This window comes from Heliobacterium chlorum (genome assembly GCF_014502795.1).
In the GTDB taxonomy this organism is placed as follows: Bacteria; Bacillota; Desulfitobacteriia; order Heliobacteriales; family Heliobacteriaceae; genus Heliobacterium; species Heliobacterium chlorum.
In genome coordinates, this window is sequence record NZ_JACVHF010000029.1 from 1 (window position 1) to 26,178 (window position 26,178).

Annotated in this window: 27 protein-coding genes; 26 read left to right on the forward strand and 1 reads right to left on the reverse strand. The window is 45.4% G+C overall.

All coding sequences use genetic code 11. The annotated features are described in order from the left end of the window. The 25 genes from H1S01_RS17210 to H1S01_RS17320 all read left to right on the forward strand — a co-directional run. A partial coding sequence (locus H1S01_RS17210; RefSeq protein ID WP_188041634.1) for a response regulator occupies nt 1-285 on the forward strand: 285 nt, incomplete at its 5' end. A gap of 1,072 nt (nt 286-1,357) precedes the next feature. Continuing rightward, nucleotides 1,358-1,711: a hypothetical protein gene (locus tag H1S01_RS17215; RefSeq protein ID WP_188041635.1), complete on the forward strand. Its 354-nt coding sequence runs from the start codon at nt 1,358-1,360 to the stop codon at nt 1,709-1,711. Between the two features lie 536 nt (nt 1,712-2,247). Continuing rightward, the gene (locus H1S01_RS22610) at nt 2,248-2,607 is read left to right on the forward strand and encodes an HD-GYP domain-containing protein (protein WP_188041636.1); all 360 of its coding nucleotides are present in this window, start codon (nt 2,248-2,250) and stop codon (nt 2,605-2,607) included. After that, entirely contained in the window at nt 2,495-3,454 is a 960-nt protein-coding gene (locus H1S01_RS17225) for an HD-GYP domain-containing protein (protein ID WP_243237411.1), read from the forward strand. The genes H1S01_RS22610 and H1S01_RS17225 overlap by 113 nt, the downstream gene beginning before the upstream one ends. 148 nt (nt 3,455-3,602) lie before the next feature. Then, on the forward strand, nt 3,603-3,803 hold the full coding sequence (locus H1S01_RS17230; RefSeq protein ID WP_188041638.1) for a hypothetical protein: 201 nt from the start codon (nt 3,603-3,605) through the stop codon (nt 3,801-3,803). A 406-nt stretch (nt 3,804-4,209) separates the two neighbouring features. Next, on the forward strand, nt 4,210-4,998 hold the full coding sequence (locus H1S01_RS17235; RefSeq protein ID WP_188041639.1) for a hypothetical protein: 789 nt from the start codon (nt 4,210-4,212) through the stop codon (nt 4,996-4,998). A gap of 391 nt (nt 4,999-5,389) precedes the next feature. Next, nucleotides 5,390-6,238 carry a hypothetical protein gene (locus H1S01_RS17240; protein WP_188041640.1) on the forward strand — a complete coding sequence of 283 codons (849 nt, stop codon included), beginning with the start codon at nt 5,390-5,392 and terminating at the stop codon, nt 6,236-6,238. A 103-nt stretch (nt 6,239-6,341) separates the two neighbouring features. Further along, complete coding sequence (locus H1S01_RS17245; RefSeq protein ID WP_188041641.1) at nt 6,342-6,620, forward strand: hypothetical protein; 279 nt, start codon at nt 6,342-6,344, stop codon at nt 6,618-6,620. 14 nt (nt 6,621-6,634) lie between these two features. Continuing rightward, entirely contained in the window at nt 6,635-6,931 is a 297-nt protein-coding gene (locus tag H1S01_RS22615; protein ID WP_423751940.1) for a DUF6883 domain-containing protein, read from the forward strand. Nucleotides 6,932-6,946: 15 nt separating this feature from the next. Further along, nucleotides 6,947-7,138 carry a DUF4926 domain-containing protein gene (locus H1S01_RS17250; protein ID WP_188041642.1) on the forward strand — a complete coding sequence of 64 codons (192 nt, stop codon included), beginning with the start codon at nt 6,947-6,949 and terminating at the stop codon, nt 7,136-7,138. Between the two features lie 188 nt (nt 7,139-7,326). Beyond that, nucleotides 7,327-8,001 carry a DNA-methyltransferase gene (locus H1S01_RS21205; protein ID WP_207732399.1) on the forward strand — a complete coding sequence of 225 codons (675 nt, stop codon included), beginning with the start codon at nt 7,327-7,329 and terminating at the stop codon, nt 7,999-8,001. A gap of 124 nt (nt 8,002-8,125) precedes the next feature. After that, a complete protein-coding gene (locus H1S01_RS17260) occupies nt 8,126-8,500 on the forward strand; it encodes a hypothetical protein (RefSeq protein WP_188041643.1) in 375 nt (124 codons plus the stop codon). A 680-nt stretch (nt 8,501-9,180) separates the two neighbouring features. Beyond that, nucleotides 9,181-9,435 carry a YolD-like family protein gene (locus H1S01_RS17265; protein ID WP_188041644.1) on the forward strand — a complete coding sequence of 85 codons (255 nt, stop codon included), beginning with the start codon at nt 9,181-9,183 and terminating at the stop codon, nt 9,433-9,435. A 727-nt stretch (nt 9,436-10,162) separates the two neighbouring features. Then, the gene (locus H1S01_RS17270; RefSeq protein WP_207732400.1) at nt 10,163-10,408 is read left to right on the forward strand and encodes a DUF805 domain-containing protein; all 246 of its coding nucleotides are present in this window, start codon (nt 10,163-10,165) and stop codon (nt 10,406-10,408) included. A gap of 167 nt (nt 10,409-10,575) precedes the next feature. Then, entirely contained in the window at nt 10,576-10,989 is a 414-nt protein-coding gene (locus tag H1S01_RS17275; protein WP_188041645.1) for a phBC6A51 family helix-turn-helix protein, read from the forward strand. A 162-nt stretch (nt 10,990-11,151) separates the two neighbouring features. Next, nucleotides 11,152-12,045 carry a tyrosine-type recombinase/integrase gene (locus H1S01_RS17280; protein WP_188041646.1) on the forward strand — a complete coding sequence of 298 codons (894 nt, stop codon included), beginning with the start codon at nt 11,152-11,154 and terminating at the stop codon, nt 12,043-12,045. A 931-nt stretch (nt 12,046-12,976) separates the two neighbouring features. Then, nucleotides 12,977-14,650: a phage terminase large subunit gene (gene terL / locus H1S01_RS17285; RefSeq protein ID WP_188041647.1), complete on the forward strand. Its 1,674-nt coding sequence runs from the start codon at nt 12,977-12,979 to the stop codon at nt 14,648-14,650. Nucleotides 14,651-14,704: 54 nt separating this feature from the next. After that, nucleotides 14,705-16,120, forward strand: a complete 1,416-nt coding sequence (locus tag H1S01_RS17290; RefSeq protein ID WP_188041648.1) for a phage portal protein — start codon at nt 14,705-14,707, stop codon at nt 16,118-16,120. 47 nt (nt 16,121-16,167) lie between these two features. Further along, a complete protein-coding gene (locus H1S01_RS21695) occupies nt 16,168-16,431 on the forward strand; it encodes a hypothetical protein (RefSeq protein WP_243237412.1) in 264 nt (87 codons plus the stop codon). Further along, nucleotides 16,428-16,886 (forward strand): phage minor capsid protein, encoded by a 459-nt coding sequence (locus H1S01_RS21700; RefSeq protein ID WP_243237413.1) that lies wholly within the window; start codon nt 16,428-16,430, stop codon nt 16,884-16,886. The genes H1S01_RS21695 and H1S01_RS21700 overlap by 4 nt, the downstream gene beginning before the upstream one ends. Nucleotides 16,887-17,512: 626 nt before the next feature. Beyond that, nucleotides 17,513-18,526, forward strand: coding sequence for an AAA family ATPase (locus H1S01_RS17300; protein ID WP_243237414.1), 1,014 nt, complete (start codon nt 17,513-17,515; stop codon nt 18,524-18,526). A gap of 84 nt (nt 18,527-18,610) precedes the next feature. Beyond that, on the forward strand, nt 18,611-20,386 hold the full coding sequence (gene hflX / locus H1S01_RS17305; RefSeq protein WP_207732401.1) for a GTPase HflX: 1,776 nt from the start codon (nt 18,611-18,613) through the stop codon (nt 20,384-20,386). Further along, on the forward strand, nt 20,367-21,701 hold the full coding sequence (locus tag H1S01_RS17310; RefSeq protein WP_243237415.1) for a methionine gamma-lyase family protein: 1,335 nt from the start codon (nt 20,367-20,369) through the stop codon (nt 21,699-21,701). Before hflX ends, H1S01_RS17310 begins: the two co-directional genes overlap by 20 nt. A gap of 50 nt (nt 21,702-21,751) precedes the next feature. Further along, on the forward strand, nt 21,752-22,231 hold the full coding sequence (locus H1S01_RS17315; protein WP_188041650.1) for a DUF456 domain-containing protein: 480 nt from the start codon (nt 21,752-21,754) through the stop codon (nt 22,229-22,231). A 49-nt stretch (nt 22,232-22,280) separates the two neighbouring features. After that, nucleotides 22,281-23,378, forward strand: a complete 1,098-nt coding sequence (locus H1S01_RS17320) for a D-alanine--D-alanine ligase (protein ID WP_188041651.1) — start codon at nt 22,281-22,283, stop codon at nt 23,376-23,378. 210 nt (nt 23,379-23,588) lie between these two features. On the opposite strand, the gene lexA is transcribed toward H1S01_RS17320, so the two are convergent. Beyond that, complete coding sequence (lexA, locus tag H1S01_RS17325) at nt 23,589-24,200, reverse strand: transcriptional repressor LexA (RefSeq protein ID WP_155475050.1); 612 nt, start codon at nt 24,198-24,200, stop codon at nt 23,589-23,591. A 223-nt stretch (nt 24,201-24,423) separates the two neighbouring features. Between lexA and glgP the strand changes: the two genes are divergently transcribed. Next, complete coding sequence (glgP, locus tag H1S01_RS17330; protein WP_423751941.1) at nt 24,424-26,151, forward strand: alpha-glucan family phosphorylase; 1,728 nt, start codon at nt 24,424-24,426, stop codon at nt 26,149-26,151. The last annotated feature ends 27 nt before the right edge of the window (nt 26,152-26,178 follow it).

Here is a 26,178-nt window from a genome sequence, read left to right on the forward strand (position 1 = left end):
GGCTCTGAAGTCATTGCCTTATCGAACAGCAATCATTATGACCTCATTATATTAGATATTCGGATGCCCGATGTAGACGGATTGGAGGCAGCCACTCAAATTCGCAAACTCGGCATTAAAACTCCGATTTGGTTTATCAGTGTATTCTCGGACGAACAAATTGAAGAAAGCATACATAATGGGATTGCTTCAAAATATTTTTGCAAGCCTTTCGACGTTAACGATTTTAGTACCGAAGTAAAACGTTTATTCCAAAACAAGAAAAGGGCAGTTTTGAACATTTAGAATGTAAAATGATTAAGATGGATATAAGTCAGGAAATAATATGAGTATTGTGCTGAGATTACATTCCTTTTAACCGGTTCCTCAGTGCATTTCTCATATCAGCTCCCACGTCCCCTGAAAGAGTCCGTGTTTCACGGGCTTCTTTCGTTTTTGGACATATTTCTGAGAATTAAGCATAAATTGTATCGTGCTTTTGCCCTCTAAAGAGTTCCATCCATGTTGCACCCTGCGTTTTTGCGGGGTATTTTTTTGACCTCACTTAACACTTGCATTACGTCAGCCAATCATGCATATAGATTTACTGGCACGGTTCACATAACCCTCTATCATTTCGCGGCTTCGCCCTGCGGGTTTATCGCAGGGTACTTTTTTGTCTTAATCACATTGCAAGGAAAATTAGAATATTTTAATATTGCAATTGCATCTCTAAGTCCCAACGCGATCATCCCGCCCCACTTTTGTGGGGTATTTTTTTACGTCTTCATACCGAAACTATATTCGAATTTATTCACCGTTTAACGTTTTATGGAATACGTTAAATTGAACTCCTCCCAAACCAACCTTATTGTGCTACCTCGTAGTTTATTGCGGGGTATTTTTTATCATTCATCTGGGAATCCTTAGTTCGTTGCGTTGACTAAATAACTGACCAACCGGATGTTTACTCAACGCATGAAGGTTCTTGGTTTAGCGGCCCGGTTTCTGTGTTCAGAGCCGGGTCTACTTAATCCTAAGAGACAATCGCTCATCTATACTAAACTCGGCTTTTATTTTTATACCTGGGTACCCTAACCCCGGGAGGTGAGGGTAATGCCCAACAATTATGATCTGACTTCCGTACCCGGTGGGCCAGTTGAAACAGAAAACACTCTGGGTAAGCAGATCAACGAAATCGCAATGAGATTTCCCGGGTTAGAGTCGAGTGAGGGTGAGAGCATAGATCTTAAATAGGTGAGTTCAAGCAGCCCGGCCAACGGCCGGGCTGTTATTCTTTTCTACTCACCGTTAGTAATAGTCTAAAAAAGGTCTAGTTCATAATGTGATTTTCATATAATCCGGAGGGAGGGATGGTATGAATCAATATATACAGATGCTGGTATATGTCGTAGAGCAACTAAAAAAAGAAAAAGCTACCGTACATGTCAGGGTGAAAAACTTGGTTTCTGTACCTAAAGCACAGTTAGAAAGAATTAACGTTGACGATGAAAGTGGTACAATAACTCTTTGGTTAAACGATGAAATACGCATAAGTCTTGAAACCGAAAAAATTAACAGGGTTCGGTTCGATGCTATTATTGCTGAACCTAAAACTATTGAAGACTTTAAGAATGCATTAGAAACCTTAAGAGATGATACACCCTATAATATATATTTCTGTAATGGGGGCTCTTTTTACTTTGACATTATTGAGGTCCATGAAATTTAATCTGATGAAAGAGATTGCCCACATGTTCGGGCAATTTTTCTTTTATCGTTGGCGTTAATCAACCATAGAGCGGCTCAATATCGAATAAAATCAACAATATTATCACCCCAAAATCCCCCATATCCCACATTAGGCGGCTATAATGGACCACGTCCGATTTAATCCCCGTTGTGGTAATAATGGTATCGGTGGTCGCGTTTGATGGATTAGGGGGGACTTGGAGGGGCGGTTTTGACCCACAACGGAAATTATTAGGAGATAATAGGCCTAAAGTCCCTTTTTTCAATACAAAAGACATGGTATCCTATTATCATCCTTCCTAACTATTCCATATGCCAGCCGGAGCTAATAGCTCTGGCATTTTTTCTAGGTGGTCATGTTTCATACGAAACGAGAATCTCTCTAGCCTGAATTCATATTTGTGGGTTGTCATGATACAATAAGTTAATAGAAAAGTCAGGCGACTACCCTGATTTTAGGAGGTTATAAGCCTGATTACTAGATTAGATTTACCTCGTATATTAAAAACCTTCTCCATGGCTCTCGATTTAAGCAACGAAGGTCTTAGTTACCACCATAAAAGGGTAGCGTATATTGCGGTAAGTATCGGGAAGGCAATGAATCTCCCATGCAAGAAACTACTTGATTTATATTGCTCCTCAAGTATTCACGACATAGGTGCGGTAACTTTTGAAGAACGAAAAAATCTATTAAATTTCGACGTCCTAACGACAGATGAACACTGCGAAAGAGGTTACAGAATCCTTAAAGATGTTCATCACTTTGAAAATATTTCGAAAATCATCTTACATCATCATGAGAGATGGGATAAAAGAAAAGAAAACCATTCTCAAGAATTGCTCTTGCGACATTATTCATCTAGCCGATCGAATTGATGTATTACTAAATAATGATTATATCCTCCATCAACGTAATGAAGTTCTGACTAAGGTGAATAATGCGTTTGGAACGATGTTTCGTCCAGAACTAAAAGAAGTGCTTATCGAAATTACTTCAAAACCAAGTTTCTGGTTAGATTTAAAGTCTCAATTTATCGATGAGTTAACGGAGGAAATGCTTCCGAATGAGTGCTTAGAAGTAAAATTAACGTATGGAGAGTTAAGAAGCCTATTTCAAGTATACGCTCAGATCATTGACCAAAAAAGCAAATTTACTTATCGACATTCACGTCTTGTTGCAGGTATTGCCGTACAACTTGGGATGTTGGCAGAATTTTCGCCAGAACAAGTGGCTCGACTTGAACTAGCGGGTTTTATCCATGATTTGGGCAAGTTAAGTGTACCTGAGTCAATCTTAGAAAAACCAAGCTCTCTGACGGAACAAGAATTTGAGGTTATTCAGCAGCATAGCTATCATACATACCATGTCTTACAAAGCGTCTCGGAACTCAACGAAGTCGCCAGATGGGCAGCCTTCCATCATGAGCGATTAGACGGAAGAGGATATCCCTTTCACATCTCTGGGGCAGACTTAGACTTAGGTTGTCGGATTATTGGTGTAGCGGATATTTTCTCAGCTCTTATAGAAGATCGACCTTACCGTATGGGATACAGTAAGGAAAAAATAGAATCAATTTTAATACAAATGGTAAAAGAAAAAGCGATTGATGGGGATCTCGTAGATTTACTATTTGAGAATTATGATATCTTTGAATTCGTCAAGGATTTTACGGATGTGCTTAAGTACCAAGAACCCAGTAAAAAGAAAAATAACGATAATTGATATTTTACAGCGACTTTCGCCACCACTAGCGAGGTCGCTTTTGTTTTTATGGCCACCCGGGACACACTAACCCCGTAGGTGATGCGTCTTCATCCAGGAATGGCTTGTATCTCGACGGCAGCGAAAGAGGGAAGAAGACGAGCTTGCTTTGGCTAACTTGAACGACAAGTGTGAGAAAAACGCTACCTTAGCCAAAGACCTCGAGTTTTTCCAAGAACAAATCGAAGCCGCAGGGCTTACTATTCCTAACAGCGTTCAGGAGTTATTAAAGGAAAGCCTTGAGAAATCGGGCAACCGGGCCGAGCTGTTTTGTGATCAGCGTGAACAGATGAAGAAACGCGTTCATTGACCTCCAGCGATCTCGCCGTTATTGGCGGGGTCGTTTGCTTATTTTTCGCCTAAAGACCCCATCCCCCACATAAGGCCGCTATAACGCCCCACGTCCAGTTTAACCCCGTTGTGGTATGGTTGGTCGGTTTGAGAGGCGTAGGGGGGAAGGTGGAGGGTCAAGTTTATCGGGTTGAGGAATTTATTAGGTGAAGTAACGAAAATCCGTGTACCAATAGTTTAACTGTCGAATAGGATAACATACAATCGCTCATCGCTCATCGCTCACGGCCATCTCGTCTCCCGTCTCGGGAAAGGCCAGTGAGGGTGGGTGGTTGTTTTTATTTGGAGACGATTGAACTGATTGACGACCCAAACTTTACCATATATAATTAATTATAATTGATATTTAGAAAGTAGTGGCATCATTGAAAAACGACGAAGAAATCAAAACTAATGTCGTTAGTGTATACACATTACTTAGATTTTACAAAAGTAATCTTAGTGAGAGAAAAATAATCGTAGAAAAAGCACATATTAGATATGGCATAATATATTCATTCGGTACGACCAGTATATTAAGTATATTTCTTGCAATAAAACCATTTAACGTTAAATATTTTATTACTTCTATCATTCTAATATTTTTATCATTATCTATCCTTGAATATAATCACAAAAAAATATTAAAATCAAATTACAATATAGATGTCCCCTTGTTTTATAGCAACCAAGGAATAAACACTGTAAGATTAAAAAAAGTGGTACAGTTTTTGAGCTCACATGGTATTAAAGAGAAAGATCAACTTGATTCTTTAGTTAAAGCATTAGATAAAGAAGCTGAGAATAAAAAATACTCTCCATTTATAATTCCAGGCGTTATCTTATCGCTGTTAATTCCAGTTTGGAACAATTATCTAAGTTGGGGATATAAAAATATTACAGATTATTCGGAAGGGTTTATTTATGCACTTCAAGCATCAGGCTTTATAATACTTGTCGCTTTTTTAATATCTTTAATAAAACGTTTTTTCTACCTAAATAGTTTAAGTTATACAATAAATTCTTTATCAGTTCTTGTTCAACAAGTTTTAGTTAATAAAAATCTAATGGAAGACATCAAACAAAATCTAAATAATTCTTTGAGTTCTCCCCAATTCCAACATTCTATCCCCGAAGGCTTTGAACATCGCACAGGGATGGACAGAGCATGGTAGACGATGGGTAATAAATTAGAAAGAGGTTATATTGGGTTTTTCAAAGACTAAAAGGTGTAGGATTTTAACGTATTTTGAAGCGAATTGACACTGGGAAACACGAGCATTAGATAGGTTTTGTAACTCCAAGACCCTAAGCTAAAAGAGAAAAGAGATAAATAAACAAAATGCTGTGACGGTGTTTTCAAGCGGGGTTGTTTATTGGGTTGGAAGGGGCAGGTGGAGGAAAAGTCGTCTGCTATAAACAAAACTGAACTATAGCAAAAGAATATGAAAAAACATGCCAAAAGTTAATAAATGGATTGCAAAGAGAAGGATATCTGCCGATGATTAACGAAATATTTTAGTTCAATTAATGCGACATTCTTAACTGAAAAGAGGTGTTCTGTCGATGGAGGTACGTAGATATTATTCTGTTAGAACAGGTAAACACCCAGGATTGGCAAAGATTGACTTGATTTTATTAAGGCGACTATTCAATGCAATCTATTCGCAGTTCAACGAAAAAGATTACTTTCAAGAATCATTTGGTTATGTTTGCGTAGATGACGGAGATGTTCCTGGAACATTAGGTGCAGACATAGAAATGTATTTCTTCAGAGTTCTACGAAAACCGGATTTATGGCCGATTACCGAAAACCACATTAATTACACAGAAGACGACCTTTTTGATGTTATTGAGCTATTATACGACTTAATTTCAAAGCCTGTTAGTGGCCGTTATCATAGTTATGGTGATTGTGGTTGGCATTATGATAAATTCGACAAAACAACGGGTCAAAGAGAATATCGAACACAAATAAATGATATTTTAAGAGATTATCAAGAAGGGTATGAAATATCAGAAAATGGTGAAATATTATCATTAGGTGATACTGGATTACAACATCTATTAAAAGCCGAAATACCTGTTTTTGATAAAGATAATGTTGATAACAGATTAGAACAAGCGATACTAAAATTTAGAAGACATCGTTCGTCTATACAAGATCGGAAAGATGCGGTTAGAGATTTAGCCGATATTCTCGAATTTTTAAGGTCTAAGATGAAGGGGTTATTACTATCGAATGACGAAAGTGACCTTTTTAATATAGCGAATAACTTTGCTATTCGACACCACAATAGTAAACAAAAAAACGAATACGACAAAACAATCTGGCTTAGCTGGATTTTTTATGTCTATCTTTCAACGATACATGTTGTAGTAAGATTATTAATTAAGAACAACATTAAAGTGTAAGAGTAATTACTTTCTCAAAAAGTTGAATGTTGTTATATATAATCCAGTTTGGACCTCCCGCCCCACAGCCCACCTATTGAATAGACAGGCAGTTCAGCCCATCGTGGTTGGACTGCTTTACTCAAGGATAGTACTCGTTGAGCGAGGCGATTATGCAGGTGTGGAAGGAGCAGCGTTAGCATTTTCCGAAACTGGAGTCGGAGGATTTGTATTCGGTACAGCTGCGGGACTAGAATTGGTTGAAGCTGCAGGAGCAACAGCTGTAGCTTTTGTTGCCGGAAAGGGAGCGGAGCATTCTGCTAAACTGATGGGCAAGATGCTGATAAACTTGGTAGGATTTCAAAACCGGCACGGTCACCTAATACTATCGTCGATAGCATAAAGTTTACAGATTATATTTTCAAAGAAGATGCAACCCATGGTAAAGATGTTGTTTTCAAGAATTTAGGATATACTAAAGAAACAGCAGATGATTTAATTAAGATATATCAAGAACAGGCAACACAGAAGTACGCCAAAGGTGAATACACTCTAGGGAAAAATGACCAGTATGGACAGCGTATTGATATAGAAATTGAACTACCGAGAATAGGTGACGCAACTGGGGAAACTAGCTATCTAAAATCTGGTTGGATGATTAAAGAAGATGGTTCAATAACTCTCAATACACCGTTTAGTGGATTTACTAAATAAATTTGAGGTGGATATATGAAGCAGTATAGCAAAGTTAGATTAATTACAGATAGATATACAGAAGAAGGTGCAAATTTTGGTGATCTTGGTTACATCATCGAAGTTTACGCTGATGGAAATTGTGAAGTGGAGTTTTCAGATGGCAATACCGGTATAACATTCGCTCAATTAGTTGTTAAACCTGATGAGTTAAAAATCATGGACTAAGAAGGTAATACTATCTCAAAAACTTGAGGTAGTTCGCCTCTTATATTGATGGGCTACCAAGTGCCGAGTAAACCAACTCTACAAGCAAGTTTAGTTGTACCCCACCACCCACAGCCCACCTATTAAATAAGAAGGCAGTTCAGCCCATCGTGGCCGGACTGCTTTATTTTTTTCAAGGACGGTGGCCAATGACAGCAAATCTCGGCGAGCTTACGCTAGACACCATCCACCACATGGACATCAACGACGGCCTCAAACTGCTCCCCGACAACAGTATCGACCTCATCATTGCCGACCCACCATACGGCATAAATTACCGTAGCGGCAGTCGCAAGCGAAAGTTCACAGCAATCCAAAACGACAACATCATCATGGCCGACTGGTTGGCCGATGCATATCGGGTATTGAAAGACGGTGGTGCCCTTTACTGCTATACGCGATGGGACGTCTACGTCGAGTGGTACCACCGCATCGCCCAAAACTTCACCATCAAGAACTGCATCGTCTGGCAAAAGAACGGAGGGGGAATGGGTGATCTTCGTGGTGCCTACAGCCCTGCCCATGAATTTCTCATCTTCGCCGTGAAGGGACGCCACATATTAAATGGAAAGCGAATTTCGGACGTATGGGCTGTTCCTCGTGATCCGGCGGTAACCTACATCCATCCAACGCAAAAGCCGGTAAAGCTGGCCGAGATGATTATTGAAAAATCATCGAAGCCGGGTGATGTTGTTCTGGTCCCATTCTGCGGCAGTGGTGGGGACTGCGTGGCAGCGAAGCGGATGGGGCGGAGGTTCATTGCGTTTGATGTTGAGGAGCAATACGTGGAGGCGGCCAAAGAGCGGTTGGTAGAAGTGGCATAATCCAATTATATTTACAAGTTCGCGACAGAAAACGAAAAATTCCGACTTTTGGGACCTAAGTCTCTTGTTATAACAAGTCAAATTCTGTTAAAGTAACAGCAAGAATTATCACAAATCTCTGGAGGTGAGAACTATCATTCGAAAGACATTAACTTGTTCTAGAAAGGGCTGTTCTCCACAAGAAGATAGTGTTATTTCTTTCCGGGTTCTCGCTGATATTGGTGAGGAACTCAAGCGTAATTTACTTCAACCAATGCCCGATAAAGTAACTAATCTAATTTTACCGCTTGAAAAATGGACGACCAAATGTATTAAATCTATACGAAGAATGCTGCCGAAATCAGCTACGTTGGAGGCCTTTGTAAGAATTGCTAACAATAAGGAAGAGCCTACAATTATAAGGTTAGAAAAGCTACTTTTTATTGTACAAGGGCTAGCAATCACGGAAGAATTACTGGAATTCGTCAAAGATAATGATAATGAGTGGGAAAAATGTTGACTGAGAGGCGCCACGCAGCGATTTCTATATTGCAGCGAGTCGCCTTCTTATTTGGAGGAAAATGAGGATAAATACGAAAAATTGTCACAGCTAGGCGATATCGTTCTTGTCCCGCTCCTTAGTAGCGGTGGAGACTGCGTAGCAGCCAAGCGGGATGGGGAGGAGTTTATCGCGTTTGATGTTGAGTAGCAGTACGTGGATGCTGCGACTTGTAGACTGAATAATGCAGCATAGCTTAGGTGGAGTTCGTTTTCTTTTGTACAACACGCTCAATCAAATAATTAACAATAGATATCGTCCATATTGTAGTTATCAATAATACCGCAGTGGTTTTATTATCGTGAAAGCCAAGCTCTATTAAAATGAACAACGCCAAAACGGATAACCCAAAAATAATCCCAGTTGATATTAATTTGTACTTTAGAACCACCGTTTTTTCGTCACTGTCATAGTAACGCAAGAAAAGAAATCCGTAGACGAAAGCAATAATCACCATTAACTGCACATGAACCAATCCCTTATTATTGATACCATATAACGTAATTATAGGTAGATAAACAAGTTAATACAAGGTCCACGTTTAATGTTTGACCAACGGCAAGAAATACCTGGAATAGCATCAGAACGTGTGTTCCAATAACGTAGGAAACGTGCTATTCTATTTCCAGGAGGTGTTGATGATGTTCCTAAAACCAAAAGACGTTCAGGTGCTTGATGATCAGCGGGAAATCACTGAGTATCAACTAGAGGAAATGAATGAAATCGTCAGTTCTGCCATGCAAGAAAAGTCACAGTTAATGATTCAACTGCGAAATGGGAAACAGATCTTGTGTGTGCCGCTAAAAGGCAGAATGGGGAAATTATCAGTATCTACCGATCGTGGTGAGCGTGAAATTCTCTTCACCGATATCGTCGATGTACAGAAAATCTCGTGATTGCCACAGCCATGCCTGTTTCGCCACGTGTGCCAACAGAACTCATTGCCAATATAATTCCATTCAGATAATACCTGCGAGCCACACGTCGGCACACAGCCCGCGACGTTGCCAACCCAGCCGTGCGGCAGCTGGGCGAGGCGAGTGCGGGGGCCAGATGTGGCATTTTAGGGCTAGGTGATTATAAAAATAACGTCCGTTAAATGAACTTTATTGAGGAGTAACTGCTGACAGAGCGATGTCAAAAACGACGACGTCGTCAATCTTGACGTCAACCACCTTTGACACTAACTATACTGTGTCTTAATACTATAACTAGATACACTGTTAATTAACACCGGTAACACTATATCTATGGGATTATCAAAGAACAGTGAAACACGTATATATACCTCGGACGCTGGCCATGCCATCCGCCCAGATATCATACCAACTTGGAAGCCTCTGTGAAATATGGGATTACTGGCGGAGGTTCCTGTAAGATACCTGTCACAAATAAGGGCGGATTACGATCACATAAAGAGTGCGATTTAAGATATCCAGTTGTATCGATATGTAAAAATATATTAAAATAATATCGCCAAAGTATTTCTCATATTTTTTTGAGCCTTTAATGGGCTCTTTTTTTTACCCTCTCTGATACATCAAAACCAGCATAAACTGCCCATTACAGAATAAGATGGGAGAGTGCGGTTTCATTATTATTTTGTAGGGGAGGGAAATTAACATGGATGAAATGAGTAATTTCCTAGCCGTTAGTACTATAGGCTCAGCACTCTTTGGGATTATTGTATTTATTATCTCCGTAATTGCCTTCTGGAAGATTTTTAGTAAGGCTGGATTCTCGCCATGGATGAGTCTATTGATGCTTGTACCGGTAATCAACTTTATTGCCTTTCTATATCTAGCCTTTGCGGATTGGCCTGCGCTAAAAGGCCAGAGCCAACAACTCGAACATCAACCTCTAGAATAAGAGAGAGCGACACGCAGTGAGATACGTCATTCACTGCGGGGTCGCTTTTTTGTTGCGGAGATATCTGCGTGATTGACGGTAAGCTGACGATTCTCAAGAATAGCACTTTACTATAGTGAAGTTAGAAGTAGGTTCAAATTTTTTAACTGAAAGGAGAAGATGAACCTTTGTCAGATCAATCGAAGAAATATGCGTTGAACGGCTCGCAGAGACTCGCTGCGGAAATACTCGCCTCAAACGACGTCCACAAGATGACGTTGGCCCAAATTTCGGAAGAAGCCGGTATCAGCGAACGGACGTTATACCGATGGAAGCAGGACCCGGATTTTATCGCCTATCAGAATGAAGTGGCTGAATTAGCGATGAAAGACTTCCTTGCCGAGGCTTATAACAGCCTAAAATCCATTGCTCGCGGCAGTCAAAGCGAGAAGAATAAGTTAAAGGCCATTGAATTAGTCATGAAGAACCAGGGCCGGTTGACCGAAGTGCAGAAGGTTGAGGCTAAGATAGAGGATGCCCGTTCCAACGAGGCAATTGAGGCGGAGATTGATAACCTGAAAAAGATGCTGGCCGATATGTAGCCAAAGGGTGCTCACAGTATGAGCATCCTGTTATTCTTCCGGCAACTCATCCTCTATTGTTGCATTAGTCGCTGGGTAGAGATAAGCTGTGACCCACGAAGCCCAAGACTTCGAAGGGATAACGGCTGAATTACTCAGCGTCTATAGCAAGGGGATGAAGAAATGATCGCAGCATTCATCGATAAACTCCAGCGCCAAGGCAAAAGCCCAACCACCCTGCGCTCCTATGAGGACAGTTGGGCCAGATTCTCCCGGTGGTACGCCAAAGAGCACCCCGCCCCCACCCCCACCGGGGGGTCTGCCTTGCCGCAGATGGCTACACAACTGGACGTAGCAAATTTCAAAAGGTTCGCTGCCAGTAACTTCAAGCCCAATACCGTCGCCCTCACATTAACCCATCTCAATGTCATTTTCCGCTGGCTATCCGATAACGGCCATGCGCCTGATAATCCTGCGGAGATGGTTGACCCCATCACCGTCCCGCAAGTCTCGCCCAAGTGGCTGAACCGTAATGAGCAGAATTCGCTTATCCGGGCCATTCGCCAACACGGCAATATCCGAGAATTGGCGATGGTCACGCTGATGCTCCATACCGGGGTTCGCCTTCAGGAACTCTGCGATATCCGGTTGAAGGACGTCACAATCAGCGACCGCAAAGGAACACTCGTCATCCCCAACGGCAAACACAGCAAATATCGTGAAATTCCGTTGAACGTGGATTGCCGACGAGTCATCCTGCGGTTTATGGAATCTCGCCATACCAACGGTGACTACCTGCTTTACTCCCAGCGAAGCGAACGAATGAGTCCCCGTGGTGTTTCTTTTTTGATTGCCAAATATGCGAAGATAACCGGTATCGACCATCTTACTTGCCATACCCTGCGCCACAGCTTCGGCCATGAATTAGCCGTGCGGAAAATTCCGCTGGATGTGATCGCCCGGTTGATGGGCCATATGAAAAAAGACGGCTCTCCCAATCTCTCCATGACTAGCCGGTACACGATGCCGGGCGAAGAAGATTTGGCTAGAGCCGTCGAAGAACTTTCCTGGATATAAAGGTGTAACGACTAGGTACACCCTTTTCGATTTCTCCAGTAGCCCCACAGAGCCTGGACGTTGCCCTGTGTCGCAAGAGAATGGGAAGGGTAGGGTAAACATACCAAGGCGAATATCCGTTCGAACGTGTGGCAACGTGTAGGCTCACTGGAAAATCTTATGCTAGTCAGTTTAACTGACGAGGCTTTATTAGCATCTTTGCTCACGGGCAACTAATATGACTCATTCTTATTAGGCTCGTCGGTTAATCCGACGAGGCTTCTCACTTGTACCCCTTCAAATGAAACCGTTGCCCACGACAAGCCACACGGTGGCACACGTGGCGAGCAATTGCCCATCTGGGATAATTATGCCAACAACAATTTCTGTTCGAACGTGTGGCGACGTGCAGGGCGACAGGGGCAAGTCCTATTCTCGGGTTTATTACCGGAATGATCTCTTAATTTAATCTCCGGTATTTGACATTGACCTGTATTCTTGTTATTGGTTCTTGTTCTGTGGTTCTAGTTGTTTGGTTATAGTTAGTGTCAAAGGTGTTTGACATCGCGAAGTCAAAGGGGTTTGACACCGGACGTCACGGTGCTTGACATCGGACGTCGAGGTATTTGACATCGATGGAGTTGTGTTTTTCAGTCGGATTCGAACAGGCCACCGCAATAGATGTCGTATAAATGCAGTTAGTGGCGAGTGCCATCGACAAAAAGTAGAAAGAAATATGTAATTATTTTACTTTATCAACAGATTGAGTAATTGTTTCTGTGGGTATCGTGAATAACTTTGGAAAAGTGATAAATTTACGCAAAAAACTTGTCGAAAGATACGTTTGATCGATACTATGATCAACTTTCTTAGTGTTGTATTTGATTCTTGTCAAAACATCGGAGGTGAACGAACCATAAACATCCATAATTGTGGTGAGCGACAACAACGAATGGAACTTTTAGAGCAGCGAGTTCAGTTATTTGACGAGGTTCGTGCCAAACAAGAACTCAGTTCAACGATGCAAAGTGAGTATATTTCCGATATGAAGGAGCTTTACAAACTTCGTCGGATTGACCGCTCAGAATTTGATGTTCTCTTCTTCATGTATGAGTATTTTTCGGATGATAAAAACCCCGAAAATGAGCAGAACCTTATCCCGGCAGGCGTCCATATTGATGACGCCCCTCGATTTCATCGAGAACTCTGCGATCTCCTTCGAGTTGTATCCGTTGAGAATCCCACGGCTCGGATTGCCTGGGCAGCTCCACGGGGCCATGCCAAGTCGGCATATCTCTCTAACGGCTTTCCTATCCATGAAATCGTCTTTGATAAGCGGAAATACATCCTCATCATTTCGGAAACAGACTCGATGGCCAAGAAGTTTATCGAGTGGATATCGCTTCAACTCAAATTCAACAAGAAATTGCGCGAGGACTTTGGTGAGCTCTTGTCTGATCGAAAATCCATGAATGAGCGGGATAATCAAGAGGCGTTTCTTACGCGAACAGGGGTACTGGTCGAAGCGGCATCCATGGGAAAGCAATTGAGGGGAAAGCGAAATGGCTCATATCGGCCAGACCTTGTTATCCTCGACGACCTCGAATCGGCCAAGAATACCAACACACCGGAACTGCGGGACAAGAACCTGCACTGGTTCAACTCCGTAGTGATGCCCATCGGTGACCCAGCAAAAACCGCTTTTATTTACATGGGAACGATTGTTCACGCACGAGGACTGCTGACCACGGTACTTCAACGATCGGACTTCGAATCCCGAACGTACTCGGCCATCGTATCCCCACCGGAACGGGGCGACTTATGGGAGCAGTTCGAATCTACCTGTCGGAATCCAGAAAATGAAACCCGACTGGATGATGCGATTGCTTTTTATCAAACAAATCAAGAGGAAATGGATCAAGGCGTCGAGGTCTTATGGCCGGGACGCTTTTCTTATTCCCGGCTTATGATCGAAAAGGTCAATATCGGCTCCCGAGCCTTTGGTTCGGAGTACCTTAACAACCCCATCGACGAAGAAACCCAGATTTTCAAGCCGTCCATGTTCACGTTTTTCGACTATCCTGAACTCAGGGATAAGATGGGGCGTCCTGTGCCGTTAGATTACTTCGGGGCGTGGGACATCGCGATGGGCAAAAACAACCGTTCCGATTACAACGCCATCGTCATCATTGGTCGTGACCGGCGGACCGGTATCCTCTATGTCGTAGAGACCTGGGCGAGGAAGTGCCCGGCCCATGAAGCACTGATTGAGGTCATTAACAAAATCGGTAAGTATCGGCCACGGATTTTCGCCATCGAGACCGTGCAAGCCCAGTTCGACTTATTCAGGCAGGCTCGGGAACGGATGGCGAGGGAAGGTATCTACACGACCAAGCTGAAAGCCGTGACCAGTAAGACTAAGAAGGAAGAACGGATTGAATCGCTGGAGCCGATTGTGGAGCAAGGGATTCTCCGGTTCATGAGGCACCAGCGAATCCTGCTGGAGCAGTTAGAGCAATTCCCCAATCACGACCACGACGATCTACCCGATGCATTGCAGATGGCTGTGGAACTTTGTGGTGGAGGACGGCGACGAACTTTCCATAAAAAACCGGAAGGGTTGTAAACGACCCCAGCGGCCCGGCTAGGTAGATGAAAATGTGAGGAAGGAGGTCGTCTATTGTCCTTATTGACTATCGGCAGTTATTACCCGGCACCGGCTCATCGTGACCGGATTCGGAGATATCGAGTAAACAAAAGGCTGTTTTTGGGTAAGCATTACGACGTGTTCCAACGGATTCAGAACAAACTTTCCCGCAGACAAAACGAACTGCTCTATATCTCGACCAACCTTCCCGGCGTGATTTGTAAGAAATCCGCCGATTTTTTGTTTGGTGAGCAACCCACATTCTCTGCTGGTAAAAACGATAACTCTAACGAGCAACTGGCGATCGAACGGTTGGTCGAGGGGAACTACCTTCACATCTTGAATTACGAAAGTGCCTTATCCAACGCCTACCGAGGCGATTCATTTTATAAAATCCGCTATGGTCAAGAGTTTGGCGGGATGGTGGGGAAGGAGAGCGATCCTTTCCGAGTCATCATTGAAGCCCAAAATCCCGAGTATGTGTTCCCCGAAACGGCTCCCGGCGACGCCAATCGCATCATCGCCTATCACATCGCCTACCCGGTGCTTGTGAAGCGTGGTGATGCCGAGGATTGGTTGTTAAACGCCGAATCCCACTATCCCGGTCGCATAGTTTACGCCAAGTTCAAGTTAGACCCGATTGTGGTGACCGTGGATAACGAAATCAATGAGTGGCGCATCGATGCAGAGCTTCTTGGCGAACGAAAAGAAGTTCAGACTGGCGTGCCGTTCCCGCTGGTAGTCCACGTGCCTAACTACGCCACGGACGATTGCTGGGAAGGTATCGACGACCTCAGCGAAAACAAGCCGCTGTTTGATGAGATTAACCACCGGCTCTCGCAAATCGCTTCCATCCTCGATAAGCACGCTGACCCTGCCATGGCAGTACCGGCGGGTACGTTGGGCGAGGATGAACAAGGCAACCCCATCTTTCGGGTGGGCGTCGATAAAGTCTTTGAGGTGATGGGGAAGGACGAAGTCATCCCACAATATATCACCTGGGACGGCCAGTTACAGGCAGCCTTTATGGAATTGGACAAGCTGGTCAAGCTGTTGCTCATTAACGCCGAAATCCCCGAGATTGCCCTTGGCTCTGGTGATGCGGGAACCAGTGGAGCATCTGGTCTTGCCATCAAATGGCGTCTCAACTCCATTCTCGCGAAGGTCAACCGCAAACGTCAGTATTACAACAAAGCCCTAAAGCGGGTGTTGTTGATCGCTCAACTCCTCGAAATTGCCTGTAAGGGACCGATGGGCTATGAAGTGACGATTCCAAAAGTGAAGTTCAAGGACGGCCTACCGGACGATGAAACTGAAACATCAGGTCGATTCGAACTGGCGGGAAGCCGACTCTCCCAAAAATCGGCCCTTATGTGGCTGGACGATTTGACGGAAGAACAGGCTGATGCCGAGTTAAAACGGATGCAGGAAGAAGAAGCCATAGGCTGATAGCCATCGGCTGATCCGTCCATCTTCCAGCAACCCGGTGACAGCGAATGAGGCCAATTCCCAAACCCGTCTATGAGCGGGAAGTGAAGCGAATGATTGAATACTATCAGAAAGCCTTTACCGAAATTGCCGGTCGGTTAAAATCTATTCCATCGAGTGGGCTAGAAAAAGCCTATGCCGAATCATTGCTATCGCAGATCATGGTCATCCTGCGAGACTTGGATGGCTCTACGAAGACGTGGTGCGAACAGGTTATTAAACAGATGTTCACAGAAGCACAGGTGCAAACTATCCTATCTTTGGGAATGTGACCTCAGTATCCGAGGCGGCATCGTCCATCTCTTTCTCCATGCTAGCCCGAGAGCGGACAGAGGCGTTAATTAACGACACCTACACGGACTTGCTCATGGCCACGCAAAACACGGAAAGAAAGATTAAGCAGCTTGTAAGAAACGCCGTCACCGAGACGCTACGAGTGAAAGCGGTAGAGCAGATGGGGCGCAGGACAGTGAAAAGCGCCATCTTAGGCGACCTCAAACACAAAGGTCTCTCGACTAGATTGTATAGCGAAGCATGGATTGGTATTGTAGACCGTTCTGGTCGGAAATGGAACCTGTCGACGTACACCGAGATGGTGGTCCTAACAAAACTTACACAGGCTCACATAGAAGGAACTCGGGTGGAGACGATGAAACGCGGCGTGGACTTGGCGGAATATCGTCTCACAACGCTAAAGACGCCTGTCGATCATTTGAGGGGATGGTAATTTCCCTTCATGGGTTAACACCGGGATACCTCACATATGATCAAGTTCGCGGAACCGGTAAGATATTTCACCCCATTTGTCAGCACCATGTTAGCCCAGTTCGGGATGTTCAACTGCTTCCCACGCAACTACGAGACAAGCACCAAAAAAAATGAAGGCTTTTCGGTAAGAAATAAGCCACCCCTAACGGAGTGGCAGGGAGGCAGCTAACACTTCCGACACCGGCCAAACAGAAAATGACCGATAATGAGGCCTACGATAATCAAGGGAAACGGATACAGCCGGCACATCTCACGTCGGCGTTGGTGAAACTTTCGAAAAGCAAACATAGAACCACCTCCGGGATTAGAATACCCGAAATATTGCACGATCCATCGGTGTTATGTCGTTAAACTAGCCGCTCAATTAACCACACGCGGACGCGACCGCGATATCAATCGTAGGGCAAGGAGGACATGACTTTGGCTGAACGATACCCTTCATAAAAGAGTCGAGAGAATAGCTTGGGATAATGCTATAAGCAAGAACAATCGCCCTAAAAACTTAGTGTGGGATTTAAGAATTAAATTGTTCTTATTTTTTGTGAGAATAATAGAAATGTATGAGAGGTTTCGGAGGTGACGCTTTTGAAAATTCGTTTAAATATCAACTCCAATACAAATCCACCAAACTTCCCCATTCCTTCATGGTTGCCTTCAGCATTTCCTAATCCTCTAATACGTGGAGGGAATAGTGAAAGTATTGAAAGGACTATACTTGAGAAAGCATCGACAAACATAAGAGCTAAACAACAAAATCGACTAGAAAGTGTTCTAGAAGAACTAGATAAAATGATTGGCTTAAAAGGAGTAAAAGAGCTGATCTATGAAATCAGAGCTTACGTTGAAGTACGTAACTGGAGAGAAAAAGAAACATTACTTAATGATCCCATGGCTCTACATATGATATTCAAAGGTAACCCAGGAACCGGAAAAACAACTGTTGCTAGGTTGGTAGGTCGTCTATTTAAAGAATTAAATATTTTACCAAAAGGGCACTTAATTGAAGTAGAACGAGCAGATTTAGTTGGAGAGTACATAGGACATACCGCTTTGAAGGCTAGGGAACAAGTAAAAAAAGCTATCGGTGGAGTACTTTTTGTTGATGAGGCATATTCATTGGCCCGAGGCGGGGAGAAAGACTTTGGTAAAGAAGCGACGGATTCTTTAATAAAAGCGATGGAGGATCACAGGGACAATTTGATTCTGATCCTTTCGGGATATAAAGATGAGATGGATTATTTCCTGCGCAGCAATCCCGGTATTCGCTCTCGTTTTCCCATTCAACTGGAATTTCCTGATTACACAACCGCCGAGCTATTAGCTATTGCCGAAGTGATGATTTCGAGTCGCCAGTACATCCTATCGAGTGAGGCAAAGCTGGCCTTGCGTAACTTTTTGCTGGACCAGGAGAAGGTGGGCCACCAGCACCGGGGCAATGCCCGCATGGTACGAAACATTGTCGAGAAAGCTATCCGCCGACAAGCTGTCCGCATCATCAATGTACACGAAAGGCAAAAAATCTCCCGTGATGCCTTGATGATTCTCGAAGCGCAAGACGTCATGGAAGGTTGCCAACAAGTCGTTGATGTTCGCGCCTAGGCAAATTCCGGGCCTTATGGTAACATTATAGGTATGAGTAATAATAAAATTCGTGGAAATGTGGAAGGGGTTTCGCGTAGTCGTTTGGAGCGACTGGAAGCCCTATTACAAATGCAGATGGATGCTACTTTGCTCCTTGACCCAGAAATCGGGAAGGAGCTTGTTTCGTTTACGTCCGAAACGGGCCGGGAGGTGGCCCTCTTTGTCGACCGGCGGGGCCGCCTCATCGATTTGGCTGTCGGCGATGCTTCGACGGTTGGGTTAGGCGATCACGACCTCAGACGGGGCAGCCATCGCTTAGCTGGCGTCCGCTGTATTCACACCCATCCGGGAAGCAGCGATCAGTTGAGTTCTGTCGACTTGTCGGCACTTCGCCAACTTCGTCTGGATTGCATGGCCGTGATCGCCGCCGCTGAACCTCACCGAGGTTCTGTGGCTTTTCTCGTCCCTAATGATTTGGGCGAGCCCGCTATCGAAGTGGCCGGCCCGATGAACTATGAACGGCTCTGCTCCTTTGCTTGGAAAGAGCCCGTCGATTTTCTCGAAAAAAGTCACACCGCATCGCCTGTATGGACAAACAAGGAAGAGCCGGAAAAAGCTTTTCTTATTGGTCTGACCGGAACTGGTGAAGAAGAGCCGTTAGCTGAACTAGCACAGTTGGCAGAAACGGCGGGGGCTCTTGTTGTCGGCGCCATAACCCAACGGTTGGACAAGCCTGATCCTGCCACCTATCTCGGTTCCGGGAAAGTCCGAGAATTATCCTTAGCCGTTCAAGTCGCCCGTGCCGATCTGTTGATCGTCGATGATGAGGTCTCGCCAGCGCAACAACGCCGTTTAGAAAATCTCACCGGGGCCCGCGTGGTTGACCGGACTGCCTTAATTTTAGATATCTTTGCGAGTCGTGCCCGGACTCGCGAAGGCCAGCTTCAGGTGGAACTTGCCCAATTGCAATACCTGCTGCCACGGCTCATGGGCCAAGGCATTGCCTTATCCCGCCTCGGCGGCGGCATCGGCACTCGTGGACCCGGGGAAACGAAACTGGAAACCGATCGCCGCCACTTACGACGGCGGATTTCGGAAATCGAAGCAGAACTTTCCCAAGTGCGTAAACACCGGGAGCGGCTCCGCCAGTCGCGACAGCGCTTTGACATGCCACTCTTGTCGATGGTGGGATATACGAATGCCGGTAAATCCACGTTGAGCAGCCGTCTCGTCGATATGTACGGTCCTCAAGGCGGGCCCAGCCCTGGTGGTGAGGACAAGCTCTTTGCGACCCTTGATCCGACGACACGGCGGATCCGGGTGCCTGGACAATTTGATTTTTTACTCTCTGACACGGTCGGCTTTATCCGCAAACTTCCCCATGGACTGGTACGGGCTTTCCGGGCCACATTAGAAGAAATCGTCGCTGCTGACTTGCTCCTCCATGTAGTCGATGCCGCCCATTCCGACGCCGTAGAACAGATGAATACGGTCGAAAAAGTGCTCTCTGAAATCGGCGCTGAGGATAAACCGGTAATTACAGTCTTAAATAAAATCGATAAATTGCAAAGTGACACCATCGATCCCATGCTGGTTCCGAAGGGGGCTTGGGTGGCCGTTTCAGCCCATACAGGAGAGGGTCTGGAAAAGCTTCTGACGATGGTGACTTCACTTCTTCCTAGACAACTCGTCACTGTAGATGCATTAATCCCCTATGAACAGGGAAAAATGATAGATCAAGCCCACCGTCTTGGAAAAGTGCATTGCGTAAAATATCAGACCGATGGGATTTTGATTGGTGCTGAGATACCACAGGCGCTGGCTGGGGTTTGGCAGAAAGAAGGATGGACATTAACTGATGGAGGCAATAGGGAATAAGATGAGCGATGGAATGACCATTGATCAGGATGGATTAATCGAATACTTACAGCAAAAAGGCCGTTTAGCACCAGAGATCGCCCGGTTGGCATACCAGGCAATCTCCGATGCTGCTCCGAACATCCGACAACTGTCCAACCGGCGCGATCGCCATCAAATGCGCATTCTGGAGGCCTTTCATGAAGAAAGGGTTTCCGATTATCATCTAGGGATTACGACAGGGTATGGATATGGTGACTCAGCTCGGGAGACTCTCGATGCCATCGCAGGGCGAATTCTCTTTGCAGAAAGCGCACTCCTTCGGGAACAGTTCGTATCGGGTACTCATGCGATTGCTACGGCCCTCTTTGGGATTTTGCGTCCCGGTGATGAGATGCTCTCGGCCACCGGAACACCCTATGACACCCTTTGGGAAGTGATCGGACTAGGCGATAGGCCGTCGGCTGGCAGTTTACGTGAGTTTGGTGTCGCTTATCGTCAAGTTGAATTGACAGAATCAGGTGAACTAAATCCTGAAGCCATCCTAGAAAATTTGCGATCCAATACGAGGCTGGTGTCGTTCCAGCGTTCTCGTGGTTACAGTCTCCGCCCGGCCCTCTCAGCTCAGGCGATCGGACAAGTCTGCCAAGCGATACATAAGCTTCGTCCCGATGTGGTTTGCTTTGTCGACAATTGTTACGGCGAACTGGTGGAAGATGAGGAACCGACATCCCTTGGTGCCGATTTGATGGCCGGTTCGTTGATTAAGAACTTAGGCGGCGGACTCGCCCCGACGGGCGGTTATATCGCCGGTCGGGACGATTTAGTACAACTGGCAGCTACGCGGTTAACAGCGCCCGGTATTGGCGCACACGTGGGAAGCAGCCCCGGGGGACGAAGGCTCTTTTTCCAAGGATTGTTCTTAGCTCCGCAGGTCGTCTTTGAGGCCCTCTCTGGCGCTGTTTTCGCCGCAAGGCTCTTCGAACTGCTCGGCTTTGAAGTAACGCCTTCTTTTGATAGTCCGCGCAGCGATATCATACAAGCCATCACACTCGGTAACGCCGAACGAGTCGTCGCTTTTTGTCAAGGTCTGCAAAAAGCCTGCCCTGTCGATGGTCACGTCGTTCCCCAACCGGCACCGATGCCCGGATATGCCGACCCGGTCATCATGGCCGGTGGGACCTTTATTCAAGGATCCACCAGTGAATTAAGTGTCGATGCACCGATGCGTCCGCCCTTTGCAGTCTATTTTCAAGGAGGTCTGTCTCAAACATTTGTCCGCATTGGCGCTTTGTCAGCGGCCCAAACTTTGTTTGAGCGTAACTTATTACCCTGATGTACCCTAACGGGTAGGTCCTGAACAACGTAGTAGGGGAGAAGACGAAAATGTACGATTACTGGTTAATCGGTGCCATTGTCGTCATGTTTATCGGTGTCTTAGGAACGTTTTTGCCGGTAATTCCAGGTATTCCTTTGATCTTTATCGCCATGATTGGCTATGGTTTTGCGGAAGGGTTTCATTTAATGACGCCGCTCTTTTTGGGCATCAACCTTGTCGTGGTGATTTTGGCGACGGTACTGGATTACTTAGGGACGGCTTGGGGTGCCCGGCGTTTTGGTGCTTCTTCTTCAGGCACCTGGGGGGCGGCGGCCGGCGGCGTTCTCGGACTGATTGTACTCGGGCCGATCGGATTGATTGCCGGTCCCTTCATCGGAGCTGTTGCTGGTGAATTATGGAGTGGTCGATCTTTAGACTCCGCCTTGGAAGCAGGCATTGGAACCATGTTGGGGTTAGCCGGTGCGTCCGCAGTTCGGTTCGTTTTTGCCCTTTCTATGGTCATCGCGTTCATTTGGCGGGTATGGTGAATATACAATTAAGCAGTGGTTTTGAAATCGGATAAGGGGGACCCGACGAATGAAACAGAGAATTGCCGTTATTTGTGGAGGACGTTCCGGGGAGCATGAGGTTTCCCTCGTCTCAGCGAAGTCAATCGCTGCGGCTTTGGATAGTTCTCGTTTTGATGTGCAGGTCATTGGTATCGATCGATCGGGAAGCTGGTGGATGGGGCCTGACGTGATCGAGCATCTACAGTCTGGAAGATCGCCTTATGGTGAGCGGGTTTGTTTTCTTGCCGATCCGGCTCAACCGGGTATTTTTCAGATTACTGATGCGTGCCTCCGCCCCGTACCTATCGACGTCTTTTTTCCCGTGCTGCACGGACCTAATGGTGAAGACGGAACCATCCAAGGGCTATTTGAAACAGCCAATGTTCCCTATGTAGGATGCGGCGTGTTGGCATCAGCCTGTGGTATGGATAAAGCGGTCATGAAGGCCCTATTCGCCCAAGCAGATCTGCCTCAAGTCCCTTATAGGGTGGTTCTACGCAGCCAGTGGGAAGCCAACCGTGAACCGGTGATAGAAGAAGTGGTGTCAAAGTTAGGTTATCCGGTGTTCGTCAAACCGGCCAATATGGGTTCCAGCGTAGGTATTTCGAAAGCTTCCGATCGGGAGGAACTGATCAACGCCTTTACGGAAGCTTGCCGATATGATCGCAAACTAGTCGTGGAAAAGGGGATCGATCCCCGAGAGATCGAAGTCAGTGTTCTTGGCAATGACGAGGTGACAGCGTCTGTTCCTGGTGAGATCGTTCCCTGCAACGACTTTTATGATTATGACGCCAAATATATTGATGACAATTCTCGCCTCGTCATCCCTGCTGAATTGGACGAAGCGAACACAGATCGTCTTCGGAAAATGGCGGTGCAGGCGTTTAAAGCGATTGATGGTTCTGGCTTATCTCGTGTCGATTTTCTATTTGATAAACAGACCGGTGAGATCTATCTAAATGAAATCAATACACTACCTGGTTTTACCTCTATTAGTATGTATCCAAAGCTTTGGGCAGCAACAGGTATATCCTATTCGGAACTGCTCAGCCGGATTATCGATTTCGGTGTAGCCCGGCATGCTGAGAAGCAGCGCAATGCCACAGAGCGGCTGTCGAAGGGATAATTGTACATCCCATCAGTAGACTTTTTCTCATTGAAAAAGGTTAACCCGGAGAGGTCTATTCATCGATATAAAAGAGCCTGTTCGAAATGTGCGTGACAACACATTTCGAACAGGCTCTTTGCATTTGAGGCTTATGATAGCTAGTTTTAGATTATGTGAGTTTCCCTATGGTTTTATTAAGTTTACCCTCAAATTTATCGAATCGACGAGTTACAAACGCCGGAGAACAGCGATAACTTTGCCGAGGACACGCACTTCTTTAATCAAAATAGGTTCCATGTGAGGATTCTCGGGCTGCAGACGGAAATAGTCTGTTTCCCTGTAAAAACGTTTAACTGTAGCTTCGTCACCCAGCAGGGCTACGACGATATCGCCGTTTTCGGCCGTATTTTGCATTCGAACGACAACCAAGTCTCCGTCAAAAATACCGGCTTCAATCATGCTTTCACCGCGAACGCTGAGCATAAAGACTTTATCGGAACGGACAAAATTTTTCGGCAGTGGGAAGGTACCCTCTAGATTTTCCGTAGCTAAGATGGGCCGCCCAGCACTGATGCGTCCCAGAATGGGTATATCAATCAAGCCATCGGAAGGATGATCGCTGTCGTCCGGTACCAGCAATTCCATTGCTCTTGGTTTAGAAGGATCTCGACGAATCAGCCCCGCCTTTTCCAGACGGTTTAAATGCCCGTGTACAGTAGAACTGGACATTAAACCTACCGCGTCACCGATCTCACGGACAGATGGAGGATATCCACACCGACGTATTTCTGATCGTATGAATTCTAGTATTCGTTTCTGGCGTTCACTCAGATCGTTCATTAAGCCGGATTCCTCCCGATGGTTCGGCATTTTCCAACACATTATAACATAATATTTTCTCAGGATGATCGATAAACTAACGTATCCATAAAGATTTTCGATTGTTCTTCGATTATTTTGGGAACTACGGTTTTTGAATGAATTTGGACGACTTGTGCATGATAAAAAGGAAACGAACCTGTGCCAGGAGGTGAATTCTGGTGGTTATGCCGCCAGAAAAAATTTGAAATATCCTACGACAGAAGCTAAGCTGCCTCGCGTCGCTTATTTTTGTATGGAATACGGGCTCCATGAAGAATTGCCTATTTATGCTGGCGGCCTCGGCGTATTGGCTGGAGATTATCTGAAAGCGGCCCATGACTCAGGTTTACCGATGGTCGCTATCGGAATCCTCTGGAACCAGGACTATACTCATCAATTCATCGGAGAACAGGGAAGACCTTACGACACCTATCCAAACATTCGGTTCGATTCGGTGAAAGATACGGGAGTCACCGTTCAGGTTCGAGTCCGGGGTGCCGACGTGGTTTGCAAAGTCCATAAAGTGGATAGTTATGGAAACGTACCGCTTTATCTCCTCGATACGAACTTTCCTGGTAGTGAACATGGATGGATGACGAATCGACTATACGGCGGCAGCGGCCAAGATCGGGTAGCCGCTGAGATTATTTTAGGTATCGGCGGAGTACGCGCTTTACGTGCCCTCGGGATCGATGTAGATGTATACCATTTAAATGAAGGCCATGCAACCTTTTGCGGATTCGAACTGATTCGCGAAAAGATGAGCCACTATGGCATGACCTTTCACCAGGCTTGGGAGGCTGTTCGTAAGGAACTCATCTTCACGACTCATACACCAGTGGAAGCTGGTAATGAGGTGCATGGTCATGACTTGCTTCGACTCATGGAGGCTTATAATGGTCTCAGTTACGAACAGGTGAGAGACATTGGCGGCGATCCGTTTAATATGACGGTGGCAGCCCTTCGTTTGTCTCATATCTCCAACGGTGTGTCAAAATTACATGGTCAAACAGCCTGTAAGATGTGGAAAGATATTCATGATGCATCATGCATTATATCCATCACAAACGGAGTCCATAATCGAACATGGCAGGACGATTCCATTTCTGAGGCCTTTGAACGTAAAGGAGACCTTTGGCAAGCCCATTTGAACAACAAGTACAGGCTTGTTGAGTACATTGAGAAGCATTCGAAAGTCCGATTAAATCCGGACCATCTCATCGTCGGTTTTGCACGCAGGGCGGCGCCTTATAAACGAAGTGACCTGATCTTCCGAACGGCTGAAGTAATTGAGTCATTGTTGCGGGAAGGAAAATTGCAGCTTGTTTTTTCCGGCAAAGCTCACCCAAATGATGAAATTGGCAAAGACATCATTCAACAATTGGTTCGCATGTCCGAAAAGTATGGAAACAGCGTCGTCTTTCTGGAGAATTACAACATGGAAGTTGCCCGCTACATGGTGCGGGGATGCGATGTATGGTTGAACAATCCGAGAAGGCCATTAGAAGCCAGCGGCACTTCAGGGATGAAAGCCGCCATGAACGGTGTGTTGAACTTAAGCACCGTAGATGGATGGGTTGGTGAAGGTCTGCAGCACCAGGTTAGCGGCTGGTTGATCAATCCTATCATCGAATCTCATTTACAGGAGTGGGAACAGGACGAACGAGATCTTCGAGAACTATACCGGGTTCTATTAAGCGAGGTTATTCCGACTTATTATAATGATCGAGATCATTGGGTCCAGATGATGCGTGCCAGCATCGATATGGCCCGCTGGCAGTTCTCATCTCACCGGATGATCCGCGAGTATTTTGATCTCATGTATGAACTAACTCGCGATGCTCAAGAGATGAATTTGACATCCATGCCGATGCATCACCCCGAAATGAATCAAACAGAATCGCCTTTCTCGTCACAATACAATCAATAGGTTTAAACCACCTCTGGAACAGCAGGA

Excerpts from the sequence above, each read along its gene's own strand:
- lexA (WP_155475050.1), bottom strand. The coding sequence starts at position 24,200 with ATGAACGATCTGAGTGAACGCCAGAAACGAATACTAGAATTCATACGA.
- H1S01_RS17240 (WP_188041640.1), top strand. The coding sequence starts at position 5,390 with ATGGAGGTACGTAGATATTATTCTGTTAGAACAGGTAAACACCCAGGA.
- H1S01_RS22610 (WP_188041636.1), top strand. The coding sequence starts at position 2,248 with ATGGCTCTCGATTTAAGCAACGAAGGTCTTAGTTACCACCATAAAAGG.
- H1S01_RS17265 (WP_188041644.1), top strand. The coding sequence starts at position 9,181 with ATGTTCCTAAAACCAAAAGACGTTCAGGTGCTTGATGATCAGCGGGAA.
- H1S01_RS21695 (WP_243237412.1), top strand. The coding sequence starts at position 16,168 with ATGAGGCCAATTCCCAAACCCGTCTATGAGCGGGAAGTGAAGCGAATG.
- H1S01_RS17315 (WP_188041650.1), top strand. The coding sequence starts at position 21,752 with ATGTACGATTACTGGTTAATCGGTGCCATTGTCGTCATGTTTATCGGT.
- H1S01_RS17320 (WP_188041651.1), top strand. The coding sequence starts at position 22,281 with ATGAAACAGAGAATTGCCGTTATTTGTGGAGGACGTTCCGGGGAGCAT.
- H1S01_RS17310 (WP_243237415.1), top strand. The coding sequence starts at position 20,367 with ATGGAGGCAATAGGGAATAAGATGAGCGATGGAATGACCATTGATCAG.
- H1S01_RS17280 (WP_188041646.1), top strand. The coding sequence starts at position 11,152 with ATGATCGCAGCATTCATCGATAAACTCCAGCGCCAAGGCAAAAGCCCA.
- H1S01_RS17250 (WP_188041642.1), top strand. The coding sequence starts at position 6,947 with ATGAAGCAGTATAGCAAAGTTAGATTAATTACAGATAGATATACAGAA.
- terL (WP_188041647.1), top strand. The coding sequence starts at position 12,977 with ATGGAACTTTTAGAGCAGCGAGTTCAGTTATTTGACGAGGTTCGTGCC.
- H1S01_RS21205 (WP_207732399.1), top strand. The coding sequence starts at position 7,327 with ATGACAGCAAATCTCGGCGAGCTTACGCTAGACACCATCCACCACATG.
- H1S01_RS17215 (WP_188041635.1), top strand. The coding sequence starts at position 1,358 with ATGAATCAATATATACAGATGCTGGTATATGTCGTAGAGCAACTAAAA.
- H1S01_RS17270 (WP_207732400.1), top strand. The coding sequence starts at position 10,163 with ATGGATGAAATGAGTAATTTCCTAGCCGTTAGTACTATAGGCTCAGCA.